General features: G+C 70.3%; 15 protein-coding genes. 7 read left to right on the top strand and 8 right to left on the bottom strand.

The genetic code is table 11. The annotated features are described in order from the left end of the window. Positions 1-906: an EamA family transporter gene (locus H613_RS26945; RefSeq protein ID WP_035738269.1), complete on the bottom strand. Its 906-nt coding sequence runs from the start codon at positions 904-906 to the stop codon at positions 1-3. Between the two features lie 130 nt (positions 907-1,036). Here H613_RS26945 and H613_RS0115535 point away from each other — a divergent pair, with 130 nt between their 5' ends. Together H613_RS0115535 and H613_RS0115530 are read left to right on the top strand one after the other, a co-directional pair. Then, the gene (locus H613_RS0115535) at positions 1,037-1,543 is read left to right on the top strand and encodes a MarR family winged helix-turn-helix transcriptional regulator (protein WP_026924521.1); all 507 of its coding nucleotides are present in this window, start codon (positions 1,037-1,039) and stop codon (positions 1,541-1,543) included. 67 nt (positions 1,544-1,610) lie between these two features. Next, positions 1,611-2,588 carry an aldo/keto reductase gene (locus tag H613_RS0115530; protein ID WP_026924520.1) on the top strand — a complete coding sequence of 326 codons (978 nt, stop codon included), beginning with the start codon at positions 1,611-1,613 and terminating at the stop codon, positions 2,586-2,588. A gap of 9 nt (positions 2,589-2,597) precedes the next feature. On the opposite strand, the gene H613_RS0115525 is transcribed toward H613_RS0115530, so the two are convergent. The 3 genes from H613_RS0115525 to H613_RS30175 all read right to left on the bottom strand — a co-directional run bounded on the left by H613_RS0115525 (position 2,598) and on the right by H613_RS30175 (position 7,081). Further along, a complete protein-coding gene (locus H613_RS0115525) occupies positions 2,598-3,980 on the bottom strand; it encodes an extracellular solute-binding protein (RefSeq protein WP_026924519.1) in 1,383 nt (460 codons plus the stop codon). After that, positions 3,973-6,003: a substrate-binding domain-containing protein gene (locus H613_RS0115520; RefSeq protein WP_026924518.1), complete on the bottom strand. Its 2,031-nt coding sequence runs from the start codon at positions 6,001-6,003 to the stop codon at positions 3,973-3,975. Before H613_RS0115520 ends, H613_RS0115525 begins: the two co-directional genes overlap by 8 nt. A 103-nt stretch (positions 6,004-6,106) precedes the next feature. Next, the gene (locus tag H613_RS30175) at positions 6,107-7,081 is read right to left on the bottom strand and encodes an MBL fold metallo-hydrolase (protein ID WP_084546666.1); all 975 of its coding nucleotides are present in this window, start codon (positions 7,079-7,081) and stop codon (positions 6,107-6,109) included. A gap of 306 nt (positions 7,082-7,387) precedes the next feature. Here H613_RS30175 and H613_RS0115510 point away from each other — a divergent pair, with 306 nt between their 5' ends. The 5 genes from H613_RS0115510 to H613_RS0115490 all read left to right on the top strand — a co-directional run bounded on the left by H613_RS0115510 (position 7,388) and on the right by H613_RS0115490 (position 13,112). Continuing rightward, on the top strand, positions 7,388-8,464 hold the full coding sequence (locus H613_RS0115510) for a substrate-binding domain-containing protein (RefSeq protein ID WP_051393404.1): 1,077 nt from the start codon (positions 7,388-7,390) through the stop codon (positions 8,462-8,464). Positions 8,465-8,568: 104 nt separating this feature from the next. Further along, the gene (locus tag H613_RS0115505) at positions 8,569-8,931 is read left to right on the top strand and encodes a YciI family protein (protein ID WP_026924516.1); all 363 of its coding nucleotides are present in this window, start codon (positions 8,569-8,571) and stop codon (positions 8,929-8,931) included. Positions 8,932-8,940: 9 nt separating this feature from the next. Continuing rightward, a complete protein-coding gene (locus H613_RS0115500; protein ID WP_026924515.1) occupies positions 8,941-10,224 on the top strand; it encodes an RNA polymerase sigma factor in 1,284 nt (427 codons plus the stop codon). Between the two features lie 174 nt (positions 10,225-10,398). Continuing rightward, the gene (locus H613_RS0115495; protein WP_169732011.1) at positions 10,399-11,541 is read left to right on the top strand and encodes an LPXTG cell wall anchor domain-containing protein; all 1,143 of its coding nucleotides are present in this window, start codon (positions 10,399-10,401) and stop codon (positions 11,539-11,541) included. 443 nt (positions 11,542-11,984) lie between these two features. Next, positions 11,985-13,112 (top strand): hypothetical protein, encoded by a 1,128-nt coding sequence (locus tag H613_RS0115490; protein WP_026924513.1) that lies wholly within the window; start codon positions 11,985-11,987, stop codon positions 13,110-13,112. Between the two features lie 82 nt (positions 13,113-13,194). Here the strand turns inward: H613_RS0115490 and H613_RS0115485 are convergent, their stop codons facing one another. The 4 genes from H613_RS0115485 to H613_RS26935 all read right to left on the bottom strand — a co-directional run bounded on the left by H613_RS0115485 (position 13,195) and on the right by H613_RS26935 (position 15,298). After that, entirely contained in the window at positions 13,195-13,503 is a 309-nt protein-coding gene (locus tag H613_RS0115485) for an AzlD domain-containing protein (protein ID WP_026924512.1), read from the bottom strand. Then, a complete protein-coding gene (locus tag H613_RS0115480) occupies positions 13,500-14,195 on the bottom strand; it encodes an AzlC family ABC transporter permease (protein ID WP_035738267.1) in 696 nt (231 codons plus the stop codon). Before H613_RS0115480 ends, H613_RS0115485 begins: the two co-directional genes overlap by 4 nt. Positions 14,196-14,288: 93 nt before the next feature. Further along, on the bottom strand, positions 14,289-14,600 hold the full coding sequence (locus tag H613_RS0115475; protein WP_026924510.1) for an AzlD domain-containing protein: 312 nt from the start codon (positions 14,598-14,600) through the stop codon (positions 14,289-14,291). Further along, positions 14,597-15,298, bottom strand: a complete 702-nt coding sequence (locus H613_RS26935; RefSeq protein WP_051393403.1) for an AzlC family ABC transporter permease — start codon at positions 15,296-15,298, stop codon at positions 14,597-14,599. The genes H613_RS0115475 and H613_RS26935 overlap by 4 nt, the downstream gene beginning before the upstream one ends. Positions 15,299-15,319 lie beyond the last annotated feature (21 nt).

Genomic DNA, 15,319 nt, shown 5'->3' with positions numbered 1-15,319 from the left:
TCAGACTCGGGTGAGTTCGGGTTTCGGTTCCTCGATCGGCAGTGCGGCCTTCCGGCGCGCGGGCAGCTGGCTCGTGAGGGTCGCCGCCAGCGCCACGGCGAACCCGGCGGTCTGCCACGCGGTGAACGTCTCGCCCAGCGCCAGCCAGCCGAGGGTCGCCGCCGTCAGCGGCGAGAACAGGCCCAGGAAGCTCAACGGCACCACCGAGAGCCTTCCGATGCCGCGGAACCACAGCCAGTAGCCCAGCGCCGTGTTCACCAGCCCCAGGTACACGTATCCGGCGACGTTCACCGAGGTGAACTCCGGCAGGCCGCCTTCGAGAATGAAGGCCGCCGGGACCAGCAGCAGGCCGCCCGCGGTCAGCTGCCACCCGGCCAGCGCCGCCGGTCCGGCCTGCGGCGGCAGCCCCCACCGCTTCGTCAGCACCACCGCCGTCGACATCGAGACGACCCCGCCGATCCCGGCGAGGGCGCCGATCAGGTCGAGTCGTGCCTCGGCCGTCAGCACCACCATCGCGACGCCCCCGACTCCGGCGATGCCGAGCAGCCACGTCCGCAGCCGCACCTTCTGGTGGAGGATGAGGATCGTCGCCCCGGCCGTCGTGAGCGGTCCGGCGGCACTGGCCACGGCCGCGACCCCGCCCGGCAGCCGGTAGGCGGCCAGGAACAGCATCGCGAAGAACACGGCGATGTTGAGCGTGCCGATCACGGCTGACTTCCACCACCACGCGCCGCGGGGGAGCCGCCGGGCTATGAGGATGAGCAGCAGCCCGGCCGGGAGCGCCCGGAGCATCGAGGTGAGCATGGGCCGGTCGGGCGGTAGGAATTCACTGGTCACCAGGTACGTGGTGCCCCACATGACCGGAGCCAGCGCGGTCAGGGCGATGTCGCGGGTGCGGGTGTTCATGGCACGCCTCCAAGTAGCTTGTACTTAATTATCTTAGAGCTAAGATAGTTTTCGTCAAGATACTTGAGGTTGATTTACTTCACTGCGAGGTACCTCTGCGGCGCTTCGGGCGGTGAGCGAGAATGTCCCCATGGCTGAACCAGACGCGGTCGACCGCATCGTCGAGCAGTGGCACCGCGAGCTGCCCGACCTCGAACTCGAGTCCATGGCCCTCTTCGGGCGCGTCCACCGCGTCTCCCAGAAGCTCCGCGCCATGCTCGGCCGCGCCCACGGCGAGTACGCCCTCGGCCGCGGCGAATTCGACGTCCTGGCCAGCATCCGCCGCTCCGGCGAACCGTTCATCCTCTCGCCCAAGCAGATCGGCGCCACTCTCATGCTCTCCTCGGGCGGCCTCACCGGCCGCCTCGATAAGCTCGAGAGCGCCGGGTACATCGAGCGGCTCCCCGACCCCGACGACCGCCGCGGCCTCAAGGTCAAGATGACCGACCGAGGCCGAGCGGCCATCGAATCGGCCGTCCGCGCCGGACTCGTCGTCCAAGACGAGGCGCTCTCGGTCTTGAGCGCCGACGAGCGCCGGACACTCGACGCCCTGCTGCGCAAACTCCACACCGCATTCGACGACCAGCCGTTCCTCTAGCCCCGATCGGGGTAACCCCAGCCCTGCCGACCGCGACACGAACACCACGACCGATGGAGGCCAGACCATGCGATACACCCGACTCGGCAACACAGGCACCCAGGTGTCCCGCATCTGCCTGGGATGCATGAGCTTCGGCGGCCCGGACGGGGGCCACAGCTGGACCCTCGACGAGGACGCCAGCCGCGGCGTCATCCGCGACGCGCTCGAGGCCGGCATCAACTTCTTCGACACCGCCAACGTCTACTCCCAAGGCCTCAGCGAGGAGATCACCGGGCGCGCCCTGGCCGACATGGCCCGCCGCGACGAGGTCGTCATCGCCACCAAGGTCTTCAGCAGGATGCATTCCGGCCCCAACGGCGCCGGCCTCTCCCGCAAGGCCATCATGAACGAGATCGACAACAGCCTCCGCCGCCTCGGCACCGACTACGTCGACCTCTACCAGATCCACCGCTGGGACCCGGCCACCCCGATCGAGGAGACCATGGAGGCCCTCCACGACGTGGTCAAGGCCGGCAAGGCCCGCTACATCGGCGCCTCCTCGATGTACGCCTGGCAGTTCGCCAAGGCCCTGTTCACCGCCGACCTGCACGGCTGGACCCGCTTCGTGACCATGCAGGACCACTACAACCTCCTCAACCGCGAAGAGGAGCGGGAGATGCTGCCGCTGTGCCTCGACCAGAGCATCGGCGTGCTCCCGTGGAGCCCGCTCGCGCGCGGCCGCCTCGCCCGCGACCCCGACGAGGTCACCGCCCGCTTGACCGAGGACCTCCGCGGGGCGGCCCTCTACGAGGGCGCCGAGGAGTCCGACCGGAAGGTCGTCGAGCGGCTCGGCGCCGTCGCCGCCGACCGCGGCGTCCCGCGCGCCCAGATCGCGCTGGCCTGGGCGATGCGCAACCCGGCCGTGACGGCCCCGATCGTCGGCGTCACCAAGCCCGGCCACCTGGTGGACGCGCTCGCCGCGATCGACCTCGAACTCGACGACGAGGACGTCATGCGCCTGGAGGAGTGCTACGTCCCGCACGCGATCGCCGGGTTCTCCTAGACCAGCCGGTCACTTCCCCTCGACGGCCTGCTCCAGATCCGTCTGGAGCCGCTCGGCGTCGACCTCCTCGCCGTTGGACAGGATGCCGTGGAGGTAGTCGCTGAAGACCTCGCTGAAGCGCTTGTAGTGGTCGACGGCGGGCCGGAGCCCGGCGTCCCGCAGGCCGCCCTCGAGCACCGCGACGTCCTCGATGGGGAACCCGACCGCGGGCGCCGCACCGCCGGATCCGCCGCCCGCCTTCGCCGGAGGCCCGTAGGCGTCGTTGCGCAGATCGGCGTCCTCGTACGGTTCGGGGCGCGTGGCGGCGAAGCCGCCGCGCTCGAACAGCAGCTGCTGGCTGCGGTCGCCGGTGAGGAACTCCGCCAAGGCCTGGGACACGACGGGGAACCGCGAGGAAGCGGCCACCGCCAGGCTCTGCCCGCCGAGCACCCCCCTGCCCGGCATGGGCGCGACGCCGACGTCCAGGTCGGCGGTGCTCGCCAGCAGCTGGTGGTAGGCGCGCGGCCAGTGGCGCAGGAAGACCGTCCGGCCCTCCAGGAAGGCCGTCAGCGACCCCGCTTCGTCGAACGCGAGCGAATCGCGCAGGACCGTGCCCCGGTTGACCATGCCCTGGAGCCGGTTCAGCGCGGGGACGGTGAGCGGGTCGTCGGCGATCTGGATGAGGTCCTCGCGCACCGGCTCGGCGCCGTTGGACAGCAGCACCTCCCACACGTTGACGGTGAAGCCCTCGTACGGGGCGAGCTGCATGGCGATGCCGCCCTCCAGGCCGGGGTGGGCGCTCGAACCCACGAGGGCGTCCGTGAGCGCCTCGGCCCGCTCGGCGAACTCCTCCCAGCCCCACCGCGACGGCTCGTCGTCCTCGTCCAGGAGGTCCCTGCGGTAGTAGAGCAGCCCCACATCGGAGTTGAACGGCAGCGCGTACACGTCGCCCCCGATGACCCCCGCCTGGAACGGCGCGCGGAGGAAGCCGTCGTCGGCCAGGTGCTCGAGCCGCCTGAGGTAGCCCTGCTCGGCGAACTCCGCGATCCAGGCGATGTCGACGGCGACCAGGTCGACGTCGGTGTCGCGGGCCTGGAGCGCGGCGTGCATGCCGTTGTACTGGAGGTCGGCGTTGGGCGGCAGGTCGCGGATCTCGGCCTGGTGGTGCTCGTGCAGCCGGTTCCACTGGCGCACCAGCATCTCGCGCTGCGCGCCGGAGCTCTCGTCCACGCCCGCGAGGATGCCCAGCCGGTAGCCCTCGGGAAGGTCCTCCAACTCGCGTTCGCGGTGCACATACCCCTGGACGCCGAGCGCGGCGGCGGCGCCCGCGCCCGCCGCCGAGAGCAGGCCGCCGAGGAGCTCCCGCCGCCTGTACCCCGCGCGGGCGGGGCCGATCCCGATGCGCCTACGCATCGTCGCCGCCCCAGATCTCGTCGAACACTCCGGCGAACGTCGCCTCCAGCGAGCCGGCCTGGACGCTCTCGCACCGGCCGAGCGACGCCTCCGCCACCTCGTCGAGACCGGTGGTCTCGCAGGTGGCGCCCGCGACGGTGACGACGTACAGGCGCACGCCGGCCTCGTTGAGCCGGGCGGTGAGCGCCTCGACGCCGGTGTCGTGGGCCGGGTCGTCGTCCTCGCCGCCGGTGATGACCACCATGACCGGCTGGGTCCGCTCGTCGTCGGCTCCCTCCAGGACGCTCACGCCTTCGGCGATCGTGTGGTACAGCGGGGTGTCGCCCTCCGGTGTCAGCGCGGCGAGCGTCGTCACCGCCTGCGTCCGATGGACCTCGTCGGCGGGCCCGATCTCCAGCAGGCGGTCCGGCTCCGGATCGCCCTCGCCGGTGGGGAAGCTCCACACCCCGAACTCGTCGTCGTCCTCGAACTCGTCCAGTGCCGCCTGGGCTCCCGCCAAGGCGACGTCGGCGAGGGTCCGGTCTTCGCCGTCCTCGGCCTGCCCGGTGCCGACGGCCTGGCTCATCGCCGCGGAGTTGTCGACCGCCAGCAGGACCTGGACGGGCATCCGGGCCTCGCTGAAGCGCGCTTCGAGACCCGGCAGCGCACCGGAGTCGAGGACGTGGGCCTCCTGCGCCGCGTCAGTGTTGACGCCGCCAGCGCGGGCCAGCAGCGTCTCGGCGGCATCGGTGCGGATGCCCGTGTCCGCCAGCGACGCCTGCCCGTCCGGCGCGGTGAGCCAGTCGATGAAGTCCTCGGCGGCGCGGTCGCGGTCGGCCTCGACGGCCGGATCCGCCCCTTCGGGATCGGGCCAGCCGAGGTGCAGGGCGCTGTAGTCCAGGTGCACGTCCTCGATGGGGTACAGGGCGTCGAGCTGCGTGTCGGGGCGGTCGGTCTGCGAGCAGTCCGAGCCCATCTCCTCCTCGTTGTAGACGGCCACGGCCCTCTCGGTGGTGAGCACGGCCGTCGTCGCCGCGTCGCGGTGGTACAGCTGGCACAGCAGCGCGGTGTCGCCGACCTTGCCGATGCCGTTCGATTCGAGCCCGCTCGTGATCGCCTCCTCGATGTCGGCGTCGTTCGCGTTGAGCTCGTAGAGCCACGAGAGGTGGTAGAGCGCGGTGAGCGACTGCTCGGGGTCGGCGCGCACCACGGCGTTGTCGTCGGGCTGCATGAGCGATGCGAACGCCGTCTCGGCCGCCGTGTGCAGCGACTCGATGTCCTGGGGGACCGCCAGCACCAGCGGGGTGGTGCCGATCGGCACCGGTTCGCCCGCCAGCGGCGCGTCGTCGTCCATGAGGCTGCCGGCGTAATCGATCTGCGCGGCCGATTCGGCGATCCACACGTCCGGCCGGATCCCGAGCGAGAGCCGCATCCTCCCCTGCCAGTCGTCCGCGAAGGCGTCTTCGACCTCCTGCCAGGAGAGGGGGAGGGCGGTGACGCTGACCGTGCGGCAGCCGTGCTCGTCGAGCTGGTCGTCCGCGAACTCCGCGACGACGTCGGTGAAGCCCGCGGCGCCCTCCTGCGGGACGGCGACGGTCAGCTCGATCGGGTCCTCGCACGGCGGGTCGAACACGTCGAGCAGCTGGGGCTGGAACAGCGCCACCATGCCCGAGCACGCGCCGAGCAGGTTGAGCGCGAGCGCCGTGATGAACAGGAGCGTCGTGGGGCGGGGCCGGTGCGTCGGCGGGGCGTCGACCAGTGCGGTGATCCGGGTGGGCGAGCGCGACAGCCGCGCCCACAGGATCGCCGTCGTCACGCCGAACGCGGGGATCGCCAGGATGATCGCGAGGTTCTTGATGCGTTCGAGCTCGGTGCCGGTGAGCCCTTCGGCCTGGATGCTCAGGACGTTGAAGGCGACGCTGATGGCGGCGCTGGCCGCTCCGGCCCACACGGCGGTGGCCGTCGGGTCGAGGCGGCGGCGCCGCTCGGACGGTCGGGGCGGTCGGTCGGTTCGCGCGGAGTCGCGGTGTGCGCCGTCGGACACTGGTGCTCCCGTGAAGGGTGGTCGCCGGGTGAGTCAGGTCGGGGGTCGGCAATACGTTGGGTGAACCTCAGTATGCACCAAGCTCGCGAGCGATGCGACAGTCCTATTCGGCCTCGATCGAGCCGTCGGGGCCGATGACGTAGTCGATCGCGTCGTAGATGCAGACCGGCGCCCACGGGGCCGCGTCGAAGGCGGGGTTGCCCATCGGGCTCTGCCGGGCCGCCTCGGGGTCGGACTGGGCGGGCGGCTCGGGGAGCGGCGGCGGGGGAGGAGGCGGGGCGAGCAGGCGGCTGCGCTCGATCGCGGTGCGCATCGTCTCGGGCCCGAACGGCCCGTGCTCGGCGGCCTCCTCAACGGGCACCAGGCCCTGGGCCACCTCGCCGCACAGCCGCGCCACCTCGGCCATCTCGCGCACCTGGCCCCTGGCCCACCAGTAGTCGGCCGCCTCGCCGTGGCCGGGCACGACCGTCTGCGGCCGCCAGCTCAGCAGGTACTCCACGGCCTGCGGCCAGTGGTAGGGGAAGGCGTCGCCGTACGACGGCGGCGCGCCGTTCTCCACCAGGTCCCCGGCGAACAGCACGCCCGCGTCGGGCACCTCCACCACCATGTCGTTGTCGGAGTGCGCGAGCCCCACCTGGCGCAGCACCACGGTCCGCCCGCCCAGGTCCAGGCCGATCGCTCCGCTGACGCGGCAGTTCGGCGGCACCAGCCGGGAGCGCCCGATGGCCCTGGCGTCCTCCTCGCGTCTGTCGAGCCGGTACTTCGCGGCCCAGCGTTTGCGCTGCTCGTCGCCGGTGGCGATGAAGCGGGCGCCGTCGGCCACGGCCCAGATCGCCGACTCGCCGAACGCGGCGGTCCCGAACCAGTGGTCGAAGTGGTCGTGCGTGTAGGCGATCTGCCACGGCAGCGGCGTGAGCTCGCGGACGGCGGTGGCGAACGCGAAGCCGTGGTCGGCGCTGACGCCGGTGTCGATCACCAGGCAGCAGTCGTCGCCCGCGACCAGCCCGAGCGACAGGTCCAGCTCCTCGCAGCGCCGCACCCACACCCGGTCGGCCACTTCCACCCATCGATCGCCCATGGGCGCCATCGTATGGGGTCGCCGCGCGCCCTCCGGCCGCGAGCGGCGCCTCTCAGCGCGGCGGGGGGCGGATGGAGCGCCCCTACGAGACGATCTACCGTCGGGTACGGTGCCGCGATCCCATCCCGGCGCCGCCGTTTCCTACCCGTTCATCCAGTTTTCAAGCAACGGGCAGATCACGGAATGTGTCACTTGTAGAAAAATTGGTTCGTGTAAATTTTCTGGTGAATTGTCACCCCTTTTGTACGAAGGAGTACCGCCCTCATGCATCTCAGTCGCCGCCGCCTACTGCACGGATCGGCAGGCATGGCAGCCGTCACATTGGCAGGGTGCTCGGGGGGCGAGGAGTCCGGCTCCTCCCTCACCGGCTTCACCGGCATCGCCATGCCCACCAAGACCTCCGACCGCTGGGTCATCGAAGGCGGGTTTTTGGAGGACCAGCTTCACGAGCCCGGCTACGAGACCATCCTCGAATACGGGGACGACGACCCCGAAAAGCAGATCTCCCAGATCCAGGGGATGGTCGACCAGGGCGTCGAGTTCCTCATCATCGGCGCGATCGACAACCGCTCCCTCGGCGAGGTCCTCGCCCACGCGAAGGACAAGGGGGTGATGATCATCTCCTACGACCGCCTCATCCTCGACACCCCCGACGTCGACTACTACGCCTCGTTCGACAACTACCAGGTCGGCGTCCTCCAGGCCAAGCACATCCTCGACCGGCTCGGCATCAGCGAGGACGGCGCCGAAGGCCCGTTCAACGTCGAGATCTTCTCCGGCTCGTCCGACGACAGCAATTCCCAGTACTTCTTCCAGGGGGGCCTCGACACGCTCGAGCGCTACACCTACTCCGGAATCATCCGGATCCCCTCCGAGCAGACCGAGCAGGAGCAGACCGCCACCGAGCGCTGGAGCGGGCCCCTCGCCATGGAGCGCATGGCCGGGCTGCTCGATGAGTTCTACGAGGACCGCCACCTCGACGCGGTGCTCTCCCCCTACGACGGCATCAGCCGGGGCGTCATTCGCGCGCTCGAAGACTTCGGACTCGTCCCCGGCACCGATGAGTTCCCGGTCATCACCGGCCAGGACGCCGAAGCCCTCTCGATCAAGTTCATCCGCGACGACCTGGGCCAGACCCAGACCGTCTTCAAGGACACCCGCGACCTCGCGGCGGTCGCCTCTGGCATGGTCAAGAGCATCGTGAACGGCGACGACCCCGAGGTCAACGACCTCGGCACGTACAACAACGGCTTCAAATTCGTGCCCTCGTACCTGCTGGAGCCGGTGAGCATCGACAAGAACAACTGGGAAGAGGAGCTGATCGGCAGCGAGTACCTCACCATGGAGGACATCGACAACGCCGTCGAACCGCAGGACTTCTAGCCCTTCGAAGAATTTCTCGAGATTTCTCGGCCGGAGCGTCGAATCGGCGCCCGGCCGATCGACTGAGGGGTGTCAAGGCCGAAACGAACCGAAGGAGCAAGTCCATGCGCTACCTCATCAACGTCGTCCACGACCGTCCCGCCGACTTCGAGGGCGACCCCTCCGACCTGCACGAGGCGATGGGAGCCTTCGTCGCCAAGCTCGCCGCCGACGGCATCCTCGTCGACGCCGCCGGGCTGGAGCCGACCGAGCGGGCCGCCCGCGTCGACCTGCACGGCGGCAAGGTCAAGGTCGTCGACGGGCCCTTCGCCGAGGCCAAGGAATGGGTCGGCGGGTACTTCATCGTCCAGTGCCGCAGCCAGGAGGAGGCCGTCGAGGTCGCCAGGCAGTCGGTCGAACTGCACCGCGTGCACGCCCCGGGCTTCGAGATCATCCACGAGGTCCGCCGGATCCTCGACGCGGAGTAGCATCGCGGCATGATCGGCGAGCGGACCGACGGCGTCCACAGGACGGTCGAGGCAGTGTGGCGGCTGGAGTCCGCCAAGATCATCGCCGTCCTCGCCCGCACCGTGAACGACGTCGGCCTCGCCGAGGAACTCGCCTCCGACGCGGTCGTCGCCGCCCTGGAGCAATGGCCGGTCGAAGGCGTGCCCGAGCGGCCCGCCGCCTGGCTCATGGTCACCGCCAAGCGCCGCGCGGTCGACCGCATCAGGCGCGACCAGAACCTCAAGGGCAAGTACGAGCAGGTGGCCCGGCGGTTGGAGGCCGCCGGGGAGGCCGAGGACCCGATCGCCGCGGCCGAGGCCGAACTGGACGACGACATCGGCGACGAGCTGCTGCGCGTCGTCTTCTGCGCCTGCCACCCGGTGCTGTCGATCGAGGCGCGCGCCGCGCTGACCCTCAAGGCGGCCGCGGGCCTCACCACCGGCGAGATCGCCCGCGCCTACCTCACCGGCGAGTCCACCGTCGCCCAGCGCATCGTGCGCGCCAAGCGCAGGCTCGCCGAGGCGGGCGTGACCTTCGAGGCGCCCTCGGCCGACGAGTTCGGCGAGCGCCTCGACGCGGTGCTCGAGGTCGTCTACCTGATCTTCAACGAGGGCTACACCGCCACCGGCGGCGACGACCTCATGCGGCCGCAGCTGTGCCAGGACGCGATGCGGCTCGCCCAGCGCCTGACCGTCCTGCTGCCCGACCGGCCCGAGGTCCTCGGCCTGGCAGCGCTGCTCGACTTCCAGGCCTCGCGCTCGCGGGCCCGCACCGATGCCGAGGGCGAGCCGGTGCCGCTGCCCGAACAGGACCGCTCCAAGTGGGACGGACTGCTGATCCGGCGCGGCCAGGCCGCCCTCCACCGCGCCAGCGCCTGGGGCGACGACGCCGGGCCCTACGTGCTCCAGGCCGCGATCGCGGCCTGCCACGCGCGGGCGTCCAAGGCCGAGGAGACCGACTGGGTGCGGATCGCGGGCCTGTACTCCCGCCTGCTGGCCGTCCAGCCCTCGCCGGTCGTCGCGCTCAACCGGGCGGTGGCCTTCGGGATGGCCTTCGGCCCCGAGCGGGGCCTCGAACTGGTCGACGAGATCGCCGACCTGCCAGCGTTGAAGGACTACCACCTCGTGTCCGCCGTGCGCGGCGAGATGCTCGAACGCATGGGACGCACCGAGGAAGCACGGAACGCATTCGAAGGTGCCGCCGCCATGGCCGACAATTACCGTGAAAAAGGACAGTTGCTGCGCCGCGCGGGCGGCCTCGGTGACGCTCATTGACCCCTTGCGTCACAGCAGGTTTGCGGTCGTCTGTTACTCGATTGTTATGCGACCTTTCTGCAAGCCGCCACGTGTCTAGTTGGTAAGGTGCCTAAGCCGGTCGGTTTTCTGCCCCCGACCGTGCGAATCCCCTGCAACTACCCCCATTGAGAAATGCCATCACTTAGGAGAAACATGAACCGTACCCTCAAGCGGGTAAGGACCTTGGCCGCAGGCATCGGCCTCGGCCTCGTCGGTGCGACGGTGTTCGCCTCGGCCGCTCAGGCCTGTCACGTCGAGATCGATTGGGATGTCAGCTGCGCCGATGACGGCGGCTGGACGGTCGCCTGGCACGCCACCAACTGGACCGGCGACGCCGAGGGCATCATCGACTCGGTCGAGAACAACGGCACCCTGACCGGCGACATCGTCGATGGCGCCTCCCTGCCCACCCCCGGGTCCGGGACGCTCGAAGGCGTGCAGACCCTCACTTCCGAGGACCAGCAGGCCACGCTTTCGATCACGGCATCCTGGCCGACTTGGAACGGTGGCGACACCCAGACCAACGACTGGAGCGTCCCGCAGCCCCAAGGCGGCTGTGAGCCCACGGAAGTGCCGACGACCGTAGAGCCGTCTGAGAGCCCGAGCCCCGAGGTGCCCGAGCCCTCGGTCGCCGTTGGTTCGTGGAGCGACTGCGCCGGCATGGCCGTGACCGCTATCAACGAGAGCGAGACCCTGGCCGAGTTCACCTTCGTTCCCAGCACCGGCGACGAGGTCTCCGGAACTCCGGAGGTCGGCAAGGAATTCACTCAGTACTTCTCGGTCGAGAGCGAAGAAGGCCTGAGCGTCACAGTCCTCGTCAACGGCGAGGAGTATGAGACCTACCAGTGGGACGGCGGCGGCAACTGCGAGTGGGGCACCGTCTACGACACCTGCGATGGCCTCAAGTTCGAGCTCTTCGTGTCCGCCGACGCGCCTGAGACCACTGTCACCCTCACCCCGAGCGAGGGCGACGCCGTCGAGGCTGTCCTCACCCCGGGCGCCGAGCCCCAGGTCTTCACCTTCACCGCCTCCGGCGACGAGTTGACCGTGGTGTGGAAGGCCGAGGAGGCCGACGACGACAAGCACATCTACAGCGGCGAGATCCCCTGGACCAAGCCCGGTGAGTGCGAGGAAGAGGTCCCCCCGACCTCTGAGGCTTCGACCACCCCCGTGGCCCAGCTGCCGACCACCGGTTCCTCGATGACCATCATGATCAGCGCCGCCGCCGCCCTCGTGGTCGCCGCAGCCGTGCTGTTCTTCATCGCGCGCCGCCGCCGTGCGGCCGCTGACTGGTAGACCGATCCTGTCTGTGGGATAGGCTTCCAGCCGATCTGAGACGAAGGGGCCGCGCAACCTGCTTGCGCGGCCCCTTCTTCGTGCCTCAGTCGATGCCCGCGAGATCCGCGAGGCGCGGCAGCGCCGTCGCGGCCGACCGCCGCGATCGGCGCCTTCCGCCGCGGTCGGCGGGCCTTCCCGCTCCGAATCTCCGCCGAGTAGACCGGCCGCGGCCGTGAAAACGTCCAGCTGCCATTATCGCAATAACCTCAGAGCTTCACTCTTATCTCTAATGGCGCAATGCTATTGCGTCGATATCGCCATTCGGCTGATATGCGAATCCTTTTTCCGGCCAGGTGGTGTCCAGTTGGTACGGTGGCTGGAGTGGTCGGACCATTGCCTTCGACCACGAAAAACTCACTTGCCCACTATCCCATGAGTACTGTCATGGTTTAGGAGAAAATATGAAAACCATCCTGAAACGGGTGCTGAGCCTGACCGGCAGCGCGGCCCTCGGGCTCGCGGCCGCGGTCGCGTTCGCGTCGGCCGCCCAGGCCGAGGAGTCCACCCTCCGCCTCGATGCGGCCCCGTGCGTGGACGGCAACCGGGAGATCGGCTGGACGCTGACCGTCACCGCCCCCAGCGCCGACGCCACAGGCGAGGTCCTGCAGATCGACCAGTCCGGAACGCTGACCGGCGCACTGCAGGTCGGCGCGCCAGTGGCCGACGGCACGGTCCTGACCGGAACACAGACGTTGCCGGGCTCGGCCACCGACACCTCGATGAGCGTCACGCTCTTCTGGGACAACGACGCCGACGGCGAGTACGACGAGGGCACGGACACTGAGGAACTGGTGGAGTCCCTGCCGGTCGTCTTGCGCGGAGCCTGTGGAGAAGAAGGCGGGGACGAGCTGATAGGCGCGGCCAGAGGGACCAGCGACTGCTCCGGACTGCTGGTCGAGGCGGTCCACGCCGATATCGGCGTGGACCGAGAGATCGTCCTCACCCCCAGCCAGGGCGACGCCGTCAGCGAAACCCTCCCCGGTCGGGCGACGCTGAGCCACTACTTCCTGGTCCCGAACCCGGACGAGCCCTTCACCGTCACCGTCACCGTCGACGACATCGAGGTCGATGTCGTCACCTGGGACGCCGACGCCCCCTGCGCCTGGGGCTCCTACGAGCAGACCTGCGACGGCCTGACCTTCGACCTCGCCGTCCCCGCCGACGCCGACCCCTTCGTTTACACCTTCACGGTCAACGGCGAGACCCGGACGGAGGAGCTGGCGGCCGGTGAGACCGCGACCGTCGAGTTCCAGGCCGAAGGCGGCGAGCTGAACGTCTCGTTCCAGGTCGAGTTCGCGAGGAACACGATCGAGGGCACCGCCTCTTGGGCCATGCCCGCCGGCTGCGATGAGGAGAGCCCCGCGCCCTCCGAGTCGTCCGCGCCGCCGGAGTCGTCCACACCTGTGGCGCAGCTGCCGGTCACCGGTTCCCCGATGACCGTGACGATCGGCGTCGCCGCAGCCGCCATCGTGGCCGGTGCCGCCGTGCTGATCCTCCTCGCCCGTCGCCGCCGCGTGGTCGCCGACTGACCGACCCCAGCGGCGGACCCGGCTTCCGTCCGATCCGAACCAGGGCCGCGCGGCCATGCCGCGCGGCCCGTTCGCCGTCGCCTCACTCGATGCCCGCCAGGCGCAGCAGCGCCGTCGTGGCCGCCGCCGCGACGACGACCACCGCGAGCGGCGCCCGCCGCCACGCCAGCACCCCGCCCACCGCGACCCCCGCGGGCAGCGCCCATCCGGCCCACTGGTTCTCGGACATGACCGACGAGGTCGCCACCAAGGCCACCAGCACCACCGTCGCGCCGCGCTTGAGGAACTCCTCGGTCTCCTCGGACACGCTGATGCGCCCGCGCAGCAGCGGCCCCGAGAGCCGGATGAGGAACGTCCCGACCGCCAGCACCGCGACCTCGATCCAGTTCACGTGGCCGCCTCCTCCCGTCCGCGCTTCGGCCGCGCGAAGACCAGCCCGACGAGCGCCAGCAGCACCGGCATCCCCGGCGGCAGGAACGGGCTGGCGGCCAAGGCGATCACCGCGCCGGTCGCGGCCGCCAGCAGCGTCCTGCGGTCCTTCAGGCTCGGGATCACCAGCGCCAGGATGATCGCGGGCAGCGCCGCGTCCAGGCCGAGCCGTTCGGGTTCGGCGATCCAGCCGCCGATGAACATGCCCGCGAAGTTCCCGACCACCCACGCCACGGCGTTCCCGGTGCCGGTCGTCCAGTAGGCGATCTTCGCCCGGCGTTGATCGTCCCCTTCGGCCAGTGCGAAGGCCGTGGTGGTGTCGAGCAGGTTCTGCGTGCCGAGGATGCGGGTCCACCACCGGTCCCAGTACAGGTGCCCGACGGCGAGCCCGTAGGGGATGTGGCGGAGGTTGAGGATGAGGCCGGTGGCGACGACCGCCAGGCCGCTGCCGCCCGCCGCGGCGACGCCGAGCGCGGCGAACTGCGCCGTTCCGGCATAGACGAAGAGCGACATGGCCCAGGTGATCCACCACGGCAGTCCCTGGGCGGTCGCGATGGCCGCGAACGCGGCACCCGCGACGGCGATGCCGACGCTGTAGGCCGCGGTGTCGCGCAGCAGATCCCGTCCGATCGTCTCCCAGATGCGGAACGCCATCACCCGAGTATCACGTGGAAACGCGCGGCATGTCGCCGGAAGAGCATCAAACATTTATTCAGTTCTTTATGTGGCTTCTGGTGTCGTTGCGGCTCAAGCGATGCCAGCGAGACGCAGCAGTGCCGTCGTGGCCGCCGCCGCGACGACGACCACCGCCAGCGGCAGCCGCCTCCACGCCAGGACCCCGCCCACCAGGACTCCGGCGGGCAGCGCCCACCCGGCGAAGCCGCCATCGACGATGAGCGTCGAGGTCACCGTCAGCGCCAGCAGCACGACGGTCGCTCCCGCCTTGAGGATCGCCTCGGTGCGCGCCGACAGCGTGAGCCGCCCGCGCAGCAGCGGCCCGGAGAGCCGGATCAGGAACGTCCCGACCGCGAGCGCGATGATCGCCGCGACCATCGTCATGACGCCGCCTCCCGCTTCTTCGAGCCGGTGCCGCGCCACATGACCGCGAGCCCGAGCAGCGCCAGCAGCACCGGGACGCCAGCGGGCAGGAACAGGCTCGCGACGAGGGCGATCGCCGTGCCCGCGAGCCCGGCCAGCAGCGTGTCCCTGTCGCGCAGGGCGGGCAGCACCAGGGACAGCAGGATGACCGGGAGCGCCGCGTCGAGCCCCAGCGCCGCCGGGTCGGCGATGAACCGCCCCGCCACGGCCCCGAGCACGGTCCCGATGTTCCACACCGCGAACATGACGACCCCGACCGTCCAGAACGCGATCCGCGCCCGGCGGCGGTCCCCCCCGGCGGCGAGGGCGAACGCCGTCGACTGGTCCAGCAGCAGATGGGTGCCGAGGAGCTTGGAGCGCAGGCTCGTCCAGTACAGGCCGCCGACGGCCATGCCGTAGGGGATGTGCCGCATGTTGAGGATCAGCCCGGCCGCCACCCCGGCGAGCACCCCGCCGCCGGTGGTCATGATCCCCAGCGTCGCGAACTGGGAGGCCCCGGCGAACACCAGCGCCGACATCGCCGTCGACTGCCACCACGGGACGCCCTCGGCAGTGGCGATCGCGCCGAACGAGGCGCCGACGATCAGGATGCCCGCCGCCAGCGCGGCGATGTCGCGCAGCAGCTCGGGGCCGATCGCGCGGATGAGTCGTGAACGCACCCGGCAAACCTACCGCCGGGC

The organism is Glycomyces arizonensis DSM 44726 (genome assembly GCF_000482705.1).
GTDB lineage: Bacteria > Actinomycetota > Actinomycetes > Mycobacteriales > Micromonosporaceae > Glycomyces > Glycomyces arizonensis.
Note: the sequence above shows the minus strand (reverse complement) of the source record. Positions and strands in the feature narration are given on the sequence as shown.